The 18,249-nt window shown below is 52.9% G+C and carries 16 protein-coding genes; all 16 read right to left on the minus strand.

All coding sequences use genetic code 11. From position 1 onward, the window contains the following. Positions 1 to 36: 36 nt before the first annotated feature. On the minus strand, positions 37 to 639 hold the full coding sequence (locus LOC67_RS05145) for a hypothetical protein (RefSeq protein ID WP_230261430.1): 603 nt from the start codon (positions 637 to 639) through the stop codon (positions 37 to 39). 2 nt (positions 640 to 641) lie between these two features. Continuing rightward, positions 642 to 2,126 carry a glycosyltransferase WbuB gene (locus LOC67_RS05150; RefSeq protein ID WP_230261431.1) on the minus strand — a complete coding sequence of 495 codons (1,485 nt, stop codon included), beginning with the start codon at positions 2,124 to 2,126 and terminating at the stop codon, positions 642 to 644. Then, entirely contained in the window at positions 2,123 to 2,764 is a 642-nt protein-coding gene (locus tag LOC67_RS05155) for a WcaF family extracellular polysaccharide biosynthesis acetyltransferase (RefSeq protein WP_230261432.1), read from the minus strand. The genes LOC67_RS05150 and LOC67_RS05155 overlap by 4 nt, the downstream gene beginning before the upstream one ends. 10 nt (positions 2,765 to 2,774) lie before the next feature. Further along, positions 2,775 to 3,962: a glycosyltransferase gene (locus tag LOC67_RS05160; RefSeq protein ID WP_230261433.1), complete on the minus strand. Its 1,188-nt coding sequence runs from the start codon at positions 3,960 to 3,962 to the stop codon at positions 2,775 to 2,777. An 88-nt stretch (positions 3,963 to 4,050) separates the two neighbouring features. After that, positions 4,051 to 4,728: an acyltransferase gene (locus tag LOC67_RS05165; RefSeq protein WP_230261434.1), complete on the minus strand. Its 678-nt coding sequence runs from the start codon at positions 4,726 to 4,728 to the stop codon at positions 4,051 to 4,053. A gap of 1 nt (position 4,729) precedes the next feature. Continuing rightward, positions 4,730 to 5,980: a glycosyltransferase family 4 protein gene (locus LOC67_RS05170; protein WP_230261435.1), complete on the minus strand. Its 1,251-nt coding sequence runs from the start codon at positions 5,978 to 5,980 to the stop codon at positions 4,730 to 4,732. Positions 5,981 to 6,185: 205 nt separating this feature from the next. Continuing rightward, positions 6,186 to 7,541 (minus strand): hypothetical protein, encoded by a 1,356-nt coding sequence (locus tag LOC67_RS05175; protein WP_230261436.1) that lies wholly within the window; start codon positions 7,539 to 7,541, stop codon positions 6,186 to 6,188. A gap of 125 nt (positions 7,542 to 7,666) precedes the next feature. Continuing rightward, positions 7,667 to 8,920, minus strand: coding sequence for a glycosyltransferase family 4 protein (locus LOC67_RS05180; protein ID WP_230261437.1), 1,254 nt, complete (start codon positions 8,918 to 8,920; stop codon positions 7,667 to 7,669). A gap of 238 nt (positions 8,921 to 9,158) precedes the next feature. Next, complete coding sequence (locus tag LOC67_RS05185) at positions 9,159 to 9,869, minus strand: hypothetical protein (RefSeq protein ID WP_230261438.1); 711 nt, start codon at positions 9,867 to 9,869, stop codon at positions 9,159 to 9,161. After that, positions 9,841 to 10,965, minus strand: coding sequence for a hypothetical protein (locus LOC67_RS05190; protein WP_230261439.1), 1,125 nt, complete (start codon positions 10,963 to 10,965; stop codon positions 9,841 to 9,843). The genes LOC67_RS05185 and LOC67_RS05190 overlap by 29 nt, the downstream gene beginning before the upstream one ends. Positions 10,966 to 11,028: 63 nt before the next feature. Beyond that, on the minus strand, positions 11,029 to 12,219 hold the full coding sequence (locus LOC67_RS05195) for a glycosyltransferase family 4 protein (RefSeq protein ID WP_230261440.1): 1,191 nt from the start codon (positions 12,217 to 12,219) through the stop codon (positions 11,029 to 11,031). Continuing rightward, a complete protein-coding gene (locus LOC67_RS05200) occupies positions 12,216 to 13,367 on the minus strand; it encodes a glycosyltransferase (RefSeq protein ID WP_230261441.1) in 1,152 nt (383 codons plus the stop codon). The genes LOC67_RS05195 and LOC67_RS05200 overlap by 4 nt, the downstream gene beginning before the upstream one ends. Then, positions 13,364 to 14,005, minus strand: a complete 642-nt coding sequence (locus tag LOC67_RS05205; protein WP_230261442.1) for a sulfotransferase family protein — start codon at positions 14,003 to 14,005, stop codon at positions 13,364 to 13,366. Before LOC67_RS05205 ends, LOC67_RS05200 begins: the two co-directional genes overlap by 4 nt. A gap of 19 nt (positions 14,006 to 14,024) precedes the next feature. Continuing rightward, complete coding sequence (locus LOC67_RS05210; RefSeq protein ID WP_230261443.1) at positions 14,025 to 15,050, minus strand: glycosyltransferase family 8 protein; 1,026 nt, start codon at positions 15,048 to 15,050, stop codon at positions 14,025 to 14,027. Positions 15,051 to 15,160: 110 nt separating this feature from the next. Beyond that, complete coding sequence (locus tag LOC67_RS05215) at positions 15,161 to 16,462, minus strand: hypothetical protein (protein ID WP_230261444.1); 1,302 nt, start codon at positions 16,460 to 16,462, stop codon at positions 15,161 to 15,163. A gap of 99 nt (positions 16,463 to 16,561) precedes the next feature. Beyond that, positions 16,562 to 18,211, minus strand: coding sequence for a sugar transferase (locus tag LOC67_RS05220; protein WP_230261445.1), 1,650 nt, complete (start codon positions 18,209 to 18,211; stop codon positions 16,562 to 16,564). Between the last annotated feature and the right edge of the window lie 38 nt (positions 18,212 to 18,249).

Genomic DNA, 18,249 nt, shown 5'->3' on the forward strand with positions numbered 1-18,249 from the left:
AGCAGCGCGATTATGCGGCGGTTTTTGACTAGGACGCTATCGCCCGAGCCAATCCGCAAGCCACGTTGGCAAGACAGCCTGCGTGACGGGTGGCAGATAGTTCGACGCAAAGACGAAGCCGAACTGCAGCACGATCAGCACCAAGCAGGCCCACGCAAAGAATTGCTTGTGACGCGCCGACGCACGATCGGATCCAAACAAAAGATGATCCAGAACGCTGCTTTGCCAGAATAGCAACATCCCAACGGCGAATAACTCGCAAGTGATCACGCCGGCGATCGTGTAATAGACGTCCGGCCAGCTAAAGCCACGGCTAGGTATCGCCAGCTGACAGAACTCCAGGACCAGCAGCACCGTCAGCACGATTGCCAAGATAGACCGGCGAATGATCGTGCATTGGTAGTGGGCCAATAGGCTTGCTGGGCCAACGCATATCAGCACCGCCATCACGTAGGTACGCAGGTTGTAGTTTTCGTCCAGCCATTGGACCCACGGGTCTGGAATTCCGACCAGATCAGCTGCGGTGGTGCTGGGCTTCAACAATGCGTACGCAGCAACGGCAAGGCTGCTAATGCACCACATCCAAGCCAATAGATATCGGTATCGCGGGAAGCGAGGTTTGCTATTGCGATCAGTCATGCCTAGGAAACGACTCGCGACGCGGTAGAAGGATTAGAGTCTTGCCCGATCGACGTCGTTCGGACTCTCGATTGGCGTTCACGAGTTTGGTTCGGTTCTTCAAACTTTGGTGATACCAACGTCAGTTCACTTTGGAACCCGGCTAGCTGTTGAAGCTCTCTTTCGAAGCGGGACAAAACGGCAGAGCGACTGAGATGGTTGACCGCGTAGCGTCTGCCAGCGCGGCCGAATTCGATCCTTTCGTCTTCCGATTCGGCAAGCCGCACGACTGCCTCGGCGAATGCTTGGGTGTCGTCTGGAGCGACGACTAAGCCTTTGCCGCTAACCACATCCGCGATTTGAGTGCCTGGCGCGGCGCAGGCAACGATGGGACGTCCCGTTGCCAACATGCCGGTCAATTTCGAAGGCATGACTAGGTCGGCCGCACCGGCTCGTTGTGGAAGAAGATGAATGTCAGCGCAATTCATCAATTCGTTGAATCGCGAAAGCGGTTGCACCGGAAGCCAATGCAGGTTCTTGATTCCTGCAGACTGTTTCAGCAGCTGTTCGTGAGAAGCCCCGGTCCCGCAGATTACAAAGCAAAGGTCATCACGATCGGCATGCATGCGTGCCGTTTCGATGATGATTTCCAAGCCTTGCTTCGCCCCGATGTTGCCAGCGTACATGGCGATGCATCGGTCCGATGGCAAGCCGAACTGTCGGCGGATTTCTGTGATCGATGTTGTGGCGTTTGTCATCGGCGGTTCAGCCGCATCGATACGCAAGGCATTGGACGTTCCTGCAATCGCAGAAGGAACTGTGGAGCGAATGAAATCGCCGCCTGTTTCAACGCTATCGTCGAGAGGCTTCATCACTTCGCAGTCCACCCAATTGGGAAGCAATGTCGCGTCGTTCTCTGAGACACCCTTTTGAATGAGCTTGAAAACCATGTTGGGTGAAATGCTGGAGACCTTCTTGAATCGACGCATCAAGAAGCCTTCAGCGGCCAGAACCAGCCGTTTCAGCAAGGGCTGTTTCAGAATGCCAAGCTCGAAAGCGGCATCGATTTCAAAATCTTGGACGTGCAACCAAGACTTCGCACCCGAGACTGTCGACGCGATCAATGTCGCTGGCATGCAGAACGCCGCAGGCTCCACCGTCATCACGATGTCATACCGTTTTCGGATGGCTTTCCAAAGGACAACCGGAAAGCTTGACAAGGCGAATGAAGCCAAGTGCAAGATGCGTTTGGCGCCGCTGGCATTTTGCGGGACCCACAATGGGCATCGGTTGATAGTGATAGAGCCTTCGGTGGTTTCGCCAAGCTCTGTCTTGTAAGCCCACGATTTGTATCCTTGTCCGACTTTCCAATGCGGATAGTAGGGCGGCGATGTGACCACCGTGACGTGATGCCCCTGTGCGGCAAGAAACTCAACCATCTCTCCCGAATACTTTCCGATTCCAATTTCCTCGGGCGAGTAGTTCAGACCGTATAAAAGGATATTCACTGGGGTATCTCGTTGGGGCAAGTCAACCGTGCTGTGTCGCTAGTAAGATCGTGGTGATCGTCGGGACGCTGTCGGTTCGGCCAGCGTGGCTTGATCGCCTGACAGGGATTGCCGCGGCAAATCATGGATCCTGGCAAGTCGCTGGTGACAACACTGCCCGCGACAATGACTGCGTATTGTTCAATCGCGACGTTCGGTCCGACAAAGCACTGTGCTCCGACCCATGCGCCGTCGTGAATCGTGATCGGTCCATTGCGGTAGGAAAACGTCGGGTCACGAAAATCGTGATTGCCTCCACATAGAAAGCTTCGTTGCGACAGGCAGACGTTGTTACCCAATTGAATCGGTTCGAAATTCAGGATGAAGACTTCTTCGCCAATCCAGCAGTGATCGCCGATTGTCAGTTTCCATGGAAAGTGAATATTGACTCGCGGCTTGATCACGATTCCCTCGCCAAGTTTGGCCCCAAAGGTTCGCAGGATGAACCGCTTTAGTGCGTTTGGCCACGGCAAGGGACTAAGGAAAAACAGACACTTCAGCAGATACCAAAGTATCTCGACGGGGCGCGAGACGCCTCGGTCGAGTCCAACTTTGGCATCAAATTGATCCAGCCTTTGTCGAGGTTCGGGGGCAAGCATTTCGGTCCGGCTATTGGATGGCTTCGTAGAACTTTGCGGCGGCTCGGTCGACGGCGAAATGTTGTTCATAGCAAGCCGTCGCGGCATCGCTGTATTTTTCGCGGACGGTCGGCAGCAACCCCAACCAGCGTTCCAACGTTTGGCAAGTGCCATCGAATGTGTCCGCCGAGACCATTCCGGCACGTGCATTTTTAATTTCGACGCAAATGTTGACTTGGTCAGAAATCAAAACCGGAGCCCCACACGCCAACGCTTCAGCCACCGCGATACCAAAGTTCTCCTGATGACTAGGCAGCACGAATGCTTGGCAACCATAGAACGCGCCCCACTTGGCATCGCCCTTGAGCATCCCGGTAAAAATCACCGCCGGTTGGCCTGAATCGGTACTGCCGTCGTGTTGAAGACCTAGTTCAGCAACGAGTGCCTTCATTTGTTTGGCGTAATAGGAATCGTCGGGGCCCGCGACAACCAGTGCCGGAACCGATCGTCCTGGTTCCAGTCCAGAGGTAACTTTGGCGTATGCGCGAATCAAAAGATCAATCCCTTTCTTGGGATCGATACGGCTGAGGTACAGCAGGTATTGTCGGTCTTTCAGTTGAGGACAACGTTTGCGAAATGCGGCGTCCATTTCCCATGTCGAATCGGGTGGCTTAGGAATGCCATATCCGACATCGATTTCACACTTCGGTCGATAAGGACGAAAAGGGATTCGCGCCAGTTCCAACTCACGGTGGCAAGTAAACAACACGCCGTCGCTATCGGAAATAACCCGATGTTCGATCAGTTTCCAGTAAACCCAATTGCGAATCGCTTTTAGACGTCTCGAGGGATCACGCTGAAACCACGGGTCCAGCATCCCATGCGGCATTGCGAAGACTTTGGGAAGTGTCTTGCCGTCAGCCTGTTTTCGAAGTGATTGGATTGCTTTGATCGTAGCAATCGATTGATAGAGCCAGTCGCCGTGAATCACGATCACGTCATAGTTGCTGGCGTTTCTTTCCAGCCAAGGACGATAGGCACCGTTGTACGACCAAGGCCCTTTTCCCGGACCTAGGCAATGGACGGGAAATGGATCCAGCGAAGAAAAGTCGTTGTTGGGTTCGTCGAAGGAAATCACTTCACTTTGGGATCCCAGTTGATCCATCGCTGGGATCAAGTTGCGTACACCCTGACAGGGTCCGCCATATGACGGATTCATCGTAGGAATCACATGTAGCACGCGTGGCGATTGGCGGTCGCTTGGCTGGTGAGCTGACTGCTCGTGCGTGGTGACCGCATTCGGGTGATCAGACAATGAAACCGACATCTCGCGAAAAATACTTGGATTCTTGAGGAAGATCTTTAACTGCACGGGCGGGCACGCCGGCGTACAACGTAAACGTCTTATCGAAAGGCTTGTTCAACAGCGAACACGCACCCAGGACCGAGTAGTCGGGAAGCGAAGCTCCACCAAGGATCACGGTTTTGGTTCCGATAAAGCAGTAGTTACCGATCTGAATCGGGTGGCTCGCTTGACGACACACATGGATATCAACAGAGTGCGTCAGCAACTGCGACTGGTAGCCGGCGATCGTGACGAAGTCACCAATCACGATCGAGCTTGTGCAGTCAAGATGATGGTTCTTTGTGATCGCCGAATGACGTCCGATGATCAGTTCACTACGGCGATCGGCTTGGTCAGCGAAATGTTGACTGGATGTTCCAGTAGGAAAACCGGTAATCCAATTACGTCGTCCGATGGATGAGTGGCTTCCGATTTCAACGCGGTCCAAGTTAATCGCCACCACGAAAGGCCCGATCCTTGAGTGTTCGTCCATGACCAACGTTTTAGGATAAACCCAGGAAAGCCGAATTCGTGCGGTGGGTGCAATGCGGTAGCCGAACAGTTTTTCCAGGATAGGGCGGCGGATTGCCCATGGCAGCACGAGCAATGCGAACCTAAGAATCAACCGAACAAACCGCATCTCACTCAGCCATCATTTGGACGTAGGCATCGATCATCGCTTTCGAAGTGAAACGCTTCAAGTTTTCATATCCTTGATCAATCACCTTTTGGCGGGCTTTGGGCTCTTGAATCGACATCAGTTGGTCAGCGAATTCGCCAGGCTCATTTGGATCGGCATGCAACGCCGACGCTCCACTGACTTCCGGCATCGGTGCGACGTTGCTTGCGATGACAGGTGCACCGCAGGCTTGAGCTTCGATAACCGGCCATCCAAATCCCTCCGAAAAAGAAGGGAAAATGAATGCTTCACAGCTTGAGTACAACGCCAGCAAGAGTTGATGGTCGGGCTTGGAAATCTCGACGATGCGATCTTCTAAGCCAAGTTCTTTGGCTCGTTCCCACAAGCGATCATCGACTGGGGCACCTGCAAAGCAAATTTTTCCATCCCAGCGATCACCCAATCGGCCGACCATATTCAGTAGCATCTCGCGGTTTTTCCGCGGCAGTGATGATCCAAGATGCATGATGAATCGACTGGATTGCCGCTCTGTGTGTTCCGCAGGATCTGCCAAATCCGCTTCCTCTTCACAAGGTCGCAAGCCATAGGGATCAAGCAGCTTTCGCCGCTGCGAAGTCGGCGCCGGATAAAAATTGTTGTTCAAGGCAAGATGGATGACTTGCCAACGGTCCGTACTTACCGTCGGGTTGAACTCATAAAGGTGGCTCATTGTCTGATGCGAAACCGCTACCAGACGATCCGCACGGAGTAGATTGTTTTTAATCCAACGTTGAAGCAGACGCCCAAACCGAGACGTGTGGCAGTATGTATCGGAGTACCCTTCGGCTGCCCGGACAGCCAAGACATCATGGCACGTGATCGATGTGTTTTTGCTGGGTAGAACTTTCAGATAAGGAGAGTTCGAGTGATCGCAAACATGGAAATGTGCTTTGCGATTCAAGCGGCTTCGAAAGTACACGAGCGCGGGATAGCACAGCCACTTGTCACAGTATCCAAGCCACTTGCCGACGCCGGATGTGGTTCGCCCAGCGATGCGTCCCAAAATCGAAACCGGTCGCCAATGCTGGACCTCGATTCCACGATCGGCAAGCTCGCGATGCAGCAATACCGCAAACCGTTCCATGCTTTCTTGTTGATCTGGAAGGTAGTTTCCAACCAGGACCACGTGCGAGGGAGCTTGTGCCGGAGAAGAGGCTGGTACAGAAGCGGAACTTTCAATCCGCTCAACGGTATGTTCTTCCAGAGCAATCACAGAATCGTGCTATCGATATCAAATCGGGTTGGGGATGTGCCAATCGTTAGCGACAGGCACGTCAGAATCAATCCGCACTTTTAGCGAACTTGATTTAGGGGCGACCGCTTTGTCGCAGACCGATTGAAAGGACAATGGTCGCCCTTTGCAAAAATCGATCTCAGTCAGGCGTCTTGAACACCAAAGAGGAATCGTCTGTGCAAAGCTAAGCGTGACTTGGCGTCGAGGGCTTCAGTGCGGCTATGACAAGGCCCAGAACCAACGCGTGGAAACCAAGTGCCGTGGGTTGCGCCCACCCACCCTGGGCGATGATCAGCAAAGCAAAGCTCATGATCATCCAGGCTAGCGGCGAACCTTTGCTGATCTGGATGAACGATAGCCACAGCAGGTGTAGTGCGAGAACACAGCGCAAGAACACGAGCGAAACGCCTAGGAACGGGCCGATCTCACTGATCGTTCGGCCCCATTCGGCTTCGGCGAGAACGAACTGAACTTTGCCAGTGGCTAACTTCGCCCCAACGTTTGTTCCCAGACCAAGGCCCGCGCCGAAAATCGCTTTGTCAGTTGAATTGGCAACCGCCGTGATCATCCCCCCGAGGAATCGATCACCCAGCGTTCCCTCAAGGCCACCTTCGGCTTTCGAGGCGGAGGTGAACCGCGTGGTCAGGACTTCGATAGCAGTTTGAAAGACAGGCGTCATCGCAAGGACACCGATGCCAAGTCCAATCCCGATCAATGCCGGGAATAGCATCTTCGCATACTTTGGCCGACGAACCGCAACCATGGTGGTGAAGCAAATCGTGATGAAGACTTGGAAAACAAGTGCACGACTGATCGAAATAGGAATCGACGCGATCAATGCGATTGTCGCACCGAGCAGCACAAGCCGATTTGTCTGGCGAGGTTCAAGCCAGAAGTAAAAGATAAAAGCGCTGGATAGACTTAGGAACAGTGTCAGTCCGTTTGTGAACGAGAAAGTTCCGGGCGGGCGGAAGTAGCCCATCGCACCGTCGAATCCCGCTCCTTCCATGTCTCCGCCGACACCGCGGTTGACCCATGCGGATTGCGGGCTGATGAACTGGAATCCGGCAAGGATCACCATGAAGATCGTGATCCATAAAAAGACCTCACCAAGCTTGATGACATCCTGACGACTGAAGACCTTTCCGATCACAAATGCGAATGGAAAATGCACCAGCATCAAGCGGGCACCATACGCGGCGACAAAGGGATGGCCGTGCCCGGAAAAGACGGCCCCTATCGTGGCGATGACTCCGATCAAAACGACAGTCACCACATAGGTATTAACCGGCAAAAGACGGTGCCGGCCGGCCAGCAGGATCACACCAAGGGCAATCGGATCACGGATCACTAGCAACGGAGTTGCCAATCCGGGGAGGAACCATTTCCGCAACGCTCCTTCGAAAATCAGCAGCAGCACATAAGCCCAGATCCCGTAGCGAATCAGTCGAACGCCGGACGTGTCCAGTGGAGACGTTAGTGCTGAGCAGTCGCGAAGGCTGCTTACCGATGAATGCGAAGGAATACTTATTTCCGACATCGACGATTAGGAACGAGTGTCCGCTTTCATATCGCGGAAACAGATCAAAGCAGAATGTTGAAGACGATTGCTTTGAGACATTGTCTCAATTTCACGATCAAAGAATCTGTGATCGAAAGCCGACGCTATGCGGCTTGTCGGTCCGTTTTCAGGAACTGTTGGATGCTCGCTGCCAACTCGTCGCCGTAACGATGCCAAGGCCTTGCGATAGCGGATTGGCGTGCCTGTTCGCCCACAGTCGCGACGAGGTCAGGTTTGTCCAAAAGTTCTTGAATCTGATTCCGCAACGAATCCGTGGATCCGGCAGAAACGATCCAGCCGTTTCTACCATGCTCGATCAAGTCTGGGCCAGCCGTTCGGTTGGTCGTAATTACGGCTGTCCCTTGCGACATCGCTTCGGTGATGACAAGACCGAAGCCTTCGAACAGAGAGGGAAACAACAGCACGTCGTGCTGCCGCATCAGTTCGATCACGTGTTGGTGCGGCAGGGATGGGATCCAGCGACAGCGTCGCAAAGCTGCATTCAATGCTTTGCAGTCTTGGACCATCGGTTTACCCACGATGGTCAGTTCGACTTCAGTTCCGAGTTGTTCGAGCGCAGCAAACATGTCAGCGATACCTTTACGCTGTGACAGTCCGCCGACAAACAGAAGCTTTAGTTTTCTCTTTTGAACACCGTCGTAGTCACGCGGGGCTTCTGCGGGAGGAAAGCCGTAGGGGATCACTTCGATCGGCGCCAGTGGCCCGTCAAAGTTTTCGAGCGTCTTTTTGGTGAACTGGCTCGCGACATAGATACGGTCTGCCAACCGAAGTTCTTCATCTTTGTAGGCGAGCTTTGTCGGTGAGTCACGCAAGCTTGTGATTGTACTGGCCCACTCCGGCCATCGCTTGGCTTCTTCGGAAAGAAGCATTCGCTGTGTTTTCCAGTATCCGATAGGCAGATCATAAATGCACCGGACTCCGTTCTGGCGAGCAGTGCGGAACGACTCCAGTGCGCCATCTTCGTAGGCATAGACGGCTTCACCGCGCCCTTTGCGAATCGATCGTGCCACACGTCGGTCAATGTCACGATAGACGGCTTCAATTGAGAAGACGCCTTGCTCACGACGCGTTAGGTATTTCAAGTTCGCTTTCGAAGCGAGGATGCGACCGAGTTCACGAATCGCACGATGTCGAGTGTGTTTTCGAGCCTGTTCATCAAAGCATCGTCGTTTCAATTCGCCACACATGGGCAGCGATGAAAGCCGAGACCAAAGGTTGCCCGAATACATTGCCACCGAAGTATGAAATTCACTTAGGATCGATGCTTCGCAGAGACCAGTCAGCGCTGCGCGGGAATTTGCGTTTCCGGTTGGGTGTGCGAAAACGATTTTATTCATCGTTGAGTTTGAATACTCCAAGACTCTTGTTTTGAGCTGCAGTGATGATTTGGTTCTAAATGCGTCGGTGCTTTGTCGCCGGCTCGAAAACCAGCCAGAATCGCGACGTGAGGCTGGTGACAATGGAACAAACTGGCTGTCGAAATTTTGGCTCATCGCAATCAGAAGAAACGATCCGCTACACGCAATCAGCTAACAGTTTGACTCGAGTCACATTGATACATCATGGGAGTCAAAGTCAACTCGAAATTGGGGTGTCAGCACCCGCTGTATGGACGGCGCTGAGTTCTTGCGACAACCCAGGTTGGTTGGGGATCACTGTCGGCTGAGTTGCTTGTTTGTCTGTAGAGCCAGCTGGCGGGCCCAACCAAGCTTCAAACAACGCATACAGTTGGCTCGGTTGATACTCAAACTCGGATGTCTTTCGGTATCCAATCACTTTGGCCGGATTGCCAACGGCGATGGCGAGCGGTGGGATCGATTTGGCTACGACTGCGAATGCTCCGACAACGGCTCCGCGACCCACTGTGACACCTGGCAAAATCGTTGCCCCGGTCGCAACCCAGGCATAGTCATCAATCGTGATCGACTGAGTGATCAACGGCCATTGCGGATCATGGACATCGTGTGATCCTGTAATCAGATTCGCGCCATCATTCACAACGACCGAGTTGCCAATGTTCACCCGGTCAAGAAGCTGGATACTGACCCGACCAATCGCACAGTCATCACCGATGGACAGTTTGTTTAAGTTCCCAGAAACAGAAAGTTCTGAGATCGCAACTCGCTGGCCAAAGTGTTGACACTTTGGCGCGTACTTCCACTGACGATAGACCTGCGTTGTCAAGCCTTTGCCCAATCGCAACCGTTTTCCCCAATACTTGACCCATTGGTAAGAGCCAAATTTGGGGCGGTGGCGATTAGTAACAAGGTACGCCAGCAGCCTCATTTTGCGTTTTTGCATCCAGACATGTGCTGATAATCATTTCGGCATGTTCTTTCACGCCGTGGCTTAAGCTCCATTGGTGCAGACATTCAGAAGTCCGCCTTGCCGTGTGATCGAATTGTCGCTGTGTTTTCGATAGGAGCGACTTCGAAAACATCGGCGGGTGTTCAATGCCGATAAGCTGCGCCAACTGTGCATTGACGCGCGGAGGTGAGATCAATGGCACACCACATCGTGCAAATGCGGCAAGGATCCCGGACTTTTCAAGGTGGTCTGGGTAATAGTTGAAAAAGCCGACTCGTGCCGACAGCATCGTCGAAAGCACTTCATCACCAGAGAGATACCCTGGGCACTGAAGTTCAATCCCGGCGGTCTCGAGTGCTTTGGTATTCCAGTCGGCTTTGGTGCCGATATCGACAATCGTCTTGATGCCATACTTCTGGCAGATGTCAGCAGTCAATTGGGCGCCAGTGCCTTTGGCAAACGCCCGTTTGAAATTCCGACTGCCAAACAGGATCGCGATCGGTTTACGTGACGCGTAAGGGGCAACGTCAATGGGTTCGCCGATGTTGCTGGGCACCGGCAAATAGCCGACGTGCTGATCGGTTTGCTGAACGTATTCGGAAAGCCATGATGCACTTAAACGACGGTTGGTCAGCACATGGTCGCTGGACTTTGCCAGTGACTCGGCAACACGTCTTTGACGGCTGCTATGCCAAAACGTTCGACGCCATGGCCATGCGGTGGCGTACAACTCGTGAAAGAAAGTGACGATGGGAATCGATGCGAAACAGTCCGGTCGATCGTTCATCGCTGCGGCCAACCAATCGGGGGCACCGTCACGGCTGTAACCATACCCGCTGTAATGCAGGACAACTGCGGTGATGTCAGATTCGATGCCGGCCAATTGCTCTTTGAGGTGTCCCCAAAACTGGGCCGCGAAAAATTCCGTCGTTGTCGATCCATCGTACGCGTTGATGCGGATGATCTTGGTCTCATATTCTCGGTCCAGCAGTTGCATTTGATCGCAAACTGCAGACGCGTAATCTGTGACACCACAGCCTTCGGCGCGTGAGTTGGGAACGAGATGAATGATCATTGGGCCTCCACGGCCATCATTCTGTAACATGTCAGTCAGGGTGTTAGTTTGTATGAGGTATGGTCAAGCCGGAACGAAGTGTGGTTCCAAAGGCTTTGCGCCTCGTCGTCGATCCAAGGCGTCTTGGTAGATCCTTGCCGCGCGGTCCGCGACGCGATCCCAGTCGAAAGGAGACGCCGCTTCAAGACACGATTCGGATGCTTGTGAATAAAAAGTTGAGTCGTTTGCCAGTTGTTCAATCAGGTTTACCGAAGCGTTCGTGTCGCCCGGATTGACGAGCAAGTCTGCCGGAACAAAGTGTTCTGCGCCTGGCGATTTAAAGGCGATCGTCGGTAGTCCAGACATGATCATTTCCAAACAGCCAAACGGGAAGCCTTCGATATAGCTGGGGAAAATTCCAATCGCTTGCGCGGCTAATAGGTTGGGTAACTCGCCATTGTCGAATCGCATCACCACTTTGATTCGATTTTGGTGTTCGGGCAAAAAGTGACTACGTACCTGTTGTTCGGTTTGGAATAGGCCTTTCGCTCCCAGGATGGTTAGCTTGAAGTCCGGATCTCGGCTCCACAGCTGGCCCATGATCTTTGCCAGATCCAGGCATCCTTTGCGATAATCAAACGTTCCGACGAACACGATCGACTTCGTATCGGTCGTCGATGATTGCTTCGCTCTTGCTGAACGGAGGTTTATTGCACGGTCCGATTGGATACCGTTGGGAATTACCTCGATAGCGGTTTTTCGAACCCCGTCGGCTCTTAACGCGTCGGCATCCCACTGCGTGAGAGCATGAACTAAGTCCACGTTTTGGCAAGTGATTCGCTGTCCCACCCGGCAATCTTCTTTAGACCATAATGATCGGGGTCTGATTACCTGTTTCGCCTTTTGTGCGATACGTCTTGCCAAGCTGAATTGCGGTTGCGGAACAGAAATCAGAGTGTGATAGACCCCCACCATCGCGGGTCGAGCAACCAGCAACATACCCTCCGGCATCGATTGGCGTGGGAAAGGCAACGTGTCTGCCTCCACCAACGCGATGTCGAGCTCGGATTCATTGTTGCAAAGGAACCGCCTTAGTTTCTGCTGATATTCGATGTAGGCTTCGCGACTGGTGGTCGGTTCGGCACCGATGTCTTCGGCACCAAAAACTTCAGTCTGCCATCCTTGACGTTCGAGTGCCTCGGCGAATTCGACCCGATTCTTGGACGCACCCAAGGCACGAGAAACGCGTATCGGTGTGAACAATCCGATTCTCAATTCCTTTCTCCAAGGGCTTGGAACTCTTGATTGAGGCGAATGCCAACTTGTTCGCTGCTATAGGCATTCATTGCCGAGGTTGCATTTCCAGACATGTTCAAAAAGCGTTGCTCATCATCAATCAACTGTTCGATGGCGGACGCATAGCATGACACCGTATGCGAATCGACGAGCACTGCTTCGTCCGGGTTGCTAAGGAACTCTTTCGGGCCGCCGGAACGATGTGCGACCGGCACACAGCCAGCACACATGGATTCTAAAATTGCACGTCCGTATGGCTCGTCATGCGATGTCGACAGGTGGATGTCGCATTCTTCGTGCAGTTTCCAAACCTGTTGATTTGGGATCGCACCAAGAACCTGAATTGACGATGTCAGATCAAGCTGCTGAATCATCGATTCAATCTGTTGACGAAGTTTGCCTTCACCGGCCATCGTCAGATGAACATCGTGCCCACGATCGACCAATTGTTTGATGATCTGCACTGCCTTCATCGGATATTTCTCTGGGCTCAGTCTTCCGACCCAAGAAAGCCTCCACGTCGGTTTGGCACATCGGACGACCGCACGAATATCGGCGGGCCGTTGTATGATGACGGGAATAGTAATCACCCGTCCGCTAATGTCGGCTCGCTGACGAAACGATTCGGTCAGCTTTAAACTGGTCGAAAGGATCAGGTCAGCTTTCTGCAGCGTCTGTTGCCAACCTCGAGCACCAAGACGTGACGCAAGATGGCTGGGACGATAGGGGATGCGTGACGCCTTCTTTTCACTTGGCCAGCTTAAGAAAATAGGGCCGACCACAAGTGGCAATCCGTTGGTCGTTGGACAGACCGGGCAAAGTGATTCAAAGGGATTCCCTCGCCAAACGATGTCGTACTGCGCCCCTGCACGCACCGCGTCACGAAATCGTTGGTTGATTCGCTTGCCAAAGTCAAACCGGTGCAAACTTTTAAGCGGAAAGCTGCTTTTGAATGTTTCGATGGAAGCCCCGACCAACTGCTTCTTCAGTGCGACGTTGGCGCTGTAACCATCAAACTGATACCCGTGGGCAATCAAAGATTGCAGGTAGTCATAGAAGATCAGCCCTTCACCATGGGGAAGGTGGTCAGTGAAGCACTCGGTGGCGCTATGGACGAACACTTTCATGCTTTGCCCTTCGCGTTGGATGATGGAAAAGGATCAGCAGGGACTTCCAACCCTAGGAACGGCGCGATCTTTTCAAACGAAAGTTCGCCTTTCGAAATATCCAGCACCAGCAACTTGTCTGGCCGATCAGAAAAATGATCGCGAACTTGGTTTTCGTGACGGTTCCACGCTTTGGCTAGCTTCGGTTCGTCGTAGTTGGTGCAACCGTAGATCGAATAGTGAAGCTCGTCAGCCAGTTCACCGACCGCCCAGCCTTTTTCGTAGCGACCTTTATCCAGCAACCATTCCATGCTGCTTAGCCAGTCGGTCATCGGACGGGTCGTATGAATGAACTTCGCGTCTGGGAACTGCCGGTCAAAGCTCTGGTAGTAAAGCGGCACTGGCAGATCCGAAAACGCATCGTTTTTCTTTAGGATCTCGCTCGGATCATGACAACGCATCGCTTTAAGTTCTCGATGCAGTTGCCAACGTTGAATCAGCCCTCGATTCAGCTTGGGTTGAAATCGCTCGATGCCGATCTTTTCCGGTTGTCCAAAAATGGCGAATGGAAAATGGCAAGCGCGAAGACCCAGGTATCGGAAGCCTTCGTAAATCGACGTCGTTCCGGTTCGAGACAGTCCGGTGCAAAAGATTTTCATATTGGTCATCGTCGTTGGGTTAGATCGAACGGAACATGGCTGAAACGCGGCGATTGGCAGCAGCTTCTTTCAACAACGAATGGGCTTGATGGATGTGTTCATTTCCAAGACGTCGTGCACTTCCAATGTCTCCGATTCGAAGAGCCGCCTTGGTTTGAAGACGTACCCCCTTTATCCAGTTGACCATGCAAGCGGTCCAAACCGGCCTGGATTGGCGAACTCGCTCGGCGGCAGCGACATCACCTTCAAGGCTGGCGCGTATCGCATGAAAGAATCGGTGCGAAAGCGACTGTTGATGCGAAAGCCATGGTTTGGCTTTCGCCATGTAGTGAAGATTGACCCCTTCGCTTACCAGCTGTTCCAATGTCGCGACCGACGGTTCGTGTCCCGGCTTGATTTGATAGTTGGAGTTCTCTGACAAGTACTTGCATTTGCCCGCGAAAACGACGTTCAACGCCGATTGATCCCAGTACAGACAGCGTTTGGGATGACCCGTGAGGATTTCGGACGCACGAACGAAAAGTTCTTCGTTGCGGATCCGATTCAGGTCCATGAAGATCACACCGCAATTGAAATACCGGTGGGCGAGGACTTCGGGGAATTCATCGGCGAACAATCGTGAATCTAGGTCGCCCTCGTATCCCCATTCTTTGACAACACCGACAATCGCATCGCCGAGTTCTAACGATTGGAACTCAGCAACGTTGCGAGTCATGACGACGTCGGTATCAACGTATAGAACTTTGTCGGCGTCAAGGATTCGTGGGATTAACAGCCTCGCATATGTCATTTTGGAGTCAAAGTAAAACTCCGGGAAACCGTCAAAGTGCGAGACATCCAGTTCGTGGTCGGTTAGGGTGAATCGCCCACGAATTTGTCCCAGTTGCTTCCGAAGTTCTGCCAGTTCGTCTGATGCGATTCCGTCATGCAGTAAGTGGAAATCAATATCCACATCCGGACTGAATTTGAGGATTGAACCCCACGTGACAAATAGACCGGGAAGGTATCGCGAGTCACTGGCGGAAACGACTGTTAGGTTAGTCATGCTTTATTATTGACAGAGTGACTTTGTGAGGGCGACTTCGTGAAGGCTGCTGTTGTTGTTAGAGCTCGCAATGCGTCCCGGTCCCCGGTTCGGTTTTGCGACTTGGCTGGTCATTGGTCGTTCGATCCGACTGCTTTTTCGGCGCGGTAGTGCACAAAGAAATTAACCGTGTGAATTAACGGTCCGAAAACATTGCCGATAAGCGAAGCACACAAAGCGCTATAAACAGTTGTCGGCGGAAATAAGGCATATCCGGCGGTCACGATCGTCAGGTTCAGTGGCATGAAGATCCAAGGGTTCATCACAAACCCTCTCGCCGAATTGAGCGATTGGATACCGAAACGGATCAACGTGATCGCACAGATAATCGCCATCAGGATCAGTTCGTGATTCAAACCTGCATACTGATCCCCCAACAACCAAAGCAATTGATCAGGTAGCAACCCGACGGCGACAACGATCCCAGCGCCACAGATCCAAAGCAACGTTTGGACTTGAAAGAAACGCGTGAGGATGACCGGCGATTCGATCGGCAATCGCGAAAACCTTGGCACGATCAGGATGTTGAAAACTGATTGAAAGACCGCGATCAGTAACGCAAGACGTCCCAAAGCGCCGATCTGAGCAACTGCATCTGTTGAGCCGAAGAACGAGATTAGCCAGATGTTGATTTGACCCAAGAATGAAATGTAGATCGCGCCAGGAAAGGAACGTTTGACAATCCGCATGATGTTCGAGCGGACGGTCGGGTCTTCTGTCTGGTGAAAGTCTGCATAACGCAGCGAAAGCTGTCTGTATCGCCAGTTGCAAAATAGCTGCGAAATCCCAGTGGCAAGGATCGCCAGGAATCCAAACGGAGCTGTAATCAAGAACCCCGCTGTCATGACCATTCGCAATAAACCGGTGCCGATCAGCGAATTCTGAAGCGGCTTGATGCTCTGATGAAGCTTCGGCGCGACCTCAAAAATCTTGGTCGAAAGACTGACCAGGAACGTCGGAATGATGACCGCGATCATCGTCGCCGTCATTGTCCACGATGCACCGTGTTTTTGAAAAAGCAGAATCAGGATTGGCGCCGAAACCAAGATGCACGCCGCAGCAAACTTGCGACGAAGGTTCATTCCGGTTGCTAAGACGACACCCAAACGAGTGCGGTCTCGCCAAACCTTTCCACCTTGTGATACCACGCCAGTGGTGACGCCCGAATCGGCGATACAGCCCATGGTCGAAAGCATCGTATTGGCCAATGTGTATAGCGCGTACTGTTCGATCGACAGCAGGCGGATGACCATAATGCCGCAGCAAAAGGCAATCGCTTGGACGGCCAGTTGCCCTGAAATCGTCACCGACAGCAACCGTCCCCAGTCTGATATCCGTGCGGCGTAGGGGGACGCTTGGATGCGTGTCAGCATGAACGAAATGTGAATCCGAGAATCGAGAGTGAGTTGTGTGGCTGGATCATGAAGCCACCGCGGCGAAACGGTCGCAATCACTTTCAAGCGGGTGCCTTCCTAGCAGGCGCCTTCGCGGAACAGTGCGGTTTTTACCGTCCGCCACAGGATGAACAGGTCCATCTCGATCGACCAGTTATGCAGATAGAATCGATCCAGGAACACCCTTTGTTTGTAGCTCGTTTCGTTTCGTCCTGAGACTTGCCATAGCCCGGTGATTCCGGGACGAACCATCTGGTAGAGGGCGAAGACTTCTGGGTGATCTTGGATGTACTCCCGGTCGTAGTCTTTGCCATCGATGATGGGCCGCGGTCCGACCAAACTCATCTCACCATAGAGAACGTTTAGCAATTGAGGGATTTCGTCGAGGCTGGTCTTGCGAAGGAAGCAACCGAGCTTGGTGACGCGAGGGTCGTTTTTAAGCTTGTGCGTTGATTGCCACTCTTTTTTCGCATCGGGGTTGTTTTGCAAATAAGCTTGCAGCTTTTTGTCAGCCTCGCAAACCATGCTGCGAAACTTAATTGCCCTGAAGGGATGGCTAAATCGACCGACCCGGTGTTGGTAATAGAAGACCGGTCCGGGATCAAAAATTTTGATGGCCAATCCGATCGCCAGCATCAACGGAAACCAAAATGGCATTGTCAGGACGACGAGCGTCAAGTCCATGATGCGTTTGGTTAACAGCATATGCGGGTGCGTCAGCACAGTTCGACAGTGAAGTTCGATGTTGTTTTCGACTTGGCAAAGCCTTGCCGTTTCTGTGGGGTGGCCCGCAGAATTCAATGGCATCACGACATGCGGCACCCCTTGGAACGAATGAAAGTCGTACCATTGGTCACTGCCTGGGTCTGCGATCGCCAAACGGCAGGCACCGGCACGATTCATGATCGCTTCAAGGTCCGATAAAGGGCCTAACCATTGGCTCGTCGATCGCTTCATCGTGCCGGCGATCCGAGTCGCCCCGGTGTGCGGGACTGACTTCTTTGTCACATCGTTTTTGGCGTCAAAATGCGGGCCAGAGACCGGTTTTGCGTTTTCACTCGCTTCGGCATGCCAGTAGCGATCGGGATCAAAAACGATTCCGGCTGCACGTAATCCATGCTGACGAGAACTGTTCAGTCGTGTTAGGGTTTGGCGGCATTCGGGACCATTGCCAAGAATCACAACAGGTTGTGTCCACCAGTCAAAACGCGCCAAGATCTTTCTTGCCAGCGGGCGAGCCGAAGCGAGAGTCAGGAAAAGCGTGATCGTGAAAACAGCCCAAGTCATCACTGGACCGATCACCCAATCATGCTTGGTCATCAACGCGAAGCCGACTACCACGGACAGTAACATCGATGTCCGCAGTATGCTGCGAAACTCGGTCGCGTAACTTTGACCGCAAGCGGGATAGAGTCCATTGAGGTGCTGCATCCATAAAGTCAGTGCGGTCACGCTCGTGGCGAAGACGGCCGAAGTCTCGAAGCTCGTCCAGATACCTAGCGCCGTCGATATCGCCAGTGCGGTGATGACACACAACGCGTCAACAATCACGAGCGGTGCTGATGTGCGGACGTCTTGCCAAGCTTGTCTGCGACCCATTTCCATGATCGCGAACATACTCAGTGGCGTCATTGCCCTGGGGCGTCCCTGGGATGCCATCTCGGCATGATCCAGTGTGACATTTGGGTCACCTTGACGAACCGCGCGTTGGTCTAGCGTGGTAGTCATTGATGTGCCTTCCTTGAGATCCGAGAGTTTGAGTTTCG

The organism is Stieleria sp. JC731 (assembly GCF_020966635.1).
Taxonomy (GTDB): Bacteria; Planctomycetota; Planctomycetia; order Pirellulales; family Pirellulaceae; genus Stieleria.

Coding starts and splice junctions, on each gene's coding strand:
- LOC67_RS05210 (WP_230261443.1), bottom strand. CDS start 15,050: ATGACTAACCTAACAGTCGTTTCCGCCAGTGACTCGCGATACCTTCCC.
- LOC67_RS05185 (WP_230261438.1), bottom strand. CDS start 9,869: ATGAGGCTGCTGGCGTACCTTGTTACTAATCGCCACCGCCCCAAATTT.
- LOC67_RS05155 (WP_230261432.1), bottom strand. CDS start 2,764: ATGCTTGCCCCCGAACCTCGACAAAGGCTGGATCAATTTGATGCCAAA.
- LOC67_RS05160 (WP_230261433.1), bottom strand. CDS start 3,962: ATGAATCCGTCATATGGCGGACCCTGTCAGGGTGTACGCAACTTGATC.
- LOC67_RS05165 (WP_230261434.1), bottom strand. CDS start 4,728: ATGCGGTTTGTTCGGTTGATTCTTAGGTTCGCATTGCTCGTGCTGCCA.
- LOC67_RS05215 (WP_230261444.1), bottom strand. CDS start 16,462: ATGCTGACACGCATCCAAGCGTCCCCCTACGCCGCACGGATATCAGAC.
- LOC67_RS05145 (WP_230261430.1), bottom strand. CDS start 639: ATGACTGATCGCAATAGCAAACCTCGCTTCCCGCGATACCGATATCTA.
- LOC67_RS05175 (WP_230261436.1), bottom strand. CDS start 7,541: ATGTCGGAAATAAGTATTCCTTCGCATTCATCGGTAAGCAGCCTTCGC.
- LOC67_RS05180 (WP_230261437.1), bottom strand. CDS start 8,920: ATGAATAAAATCGTTTTCGCACACCCAACCGGAAACGCAAATTCCCGC.
- LOC67_RS05205 (WP_230261442.1), bottom strand. CDS start 14,005: ATGAAAATCTTTTGCACCGGACTGTCTCGAACCGGAACGACGTCGATT.
- LOC67_RS05220 (WP_230261445.1), bottom strand. CDS start 18,211: ATGACTACCACGCTAGACCAACGCGCGGTTCGTCAAGGTGACCCAAAT.
- LOC67_RS05200 (WP_230261441.1), bottom strand. CDS start 13,367: ATGAAAGTGTTCGTCCATAGCGCCACCGAGTGCTTCACTGACCACCTT.
- LOC67_RS05190 (WP_230261439.1), bottom strand. CDS start 10,965: ATGATCATTCATCTCGTTCCCAACTCACGCGCCGAAGGCTGTGGTGTC.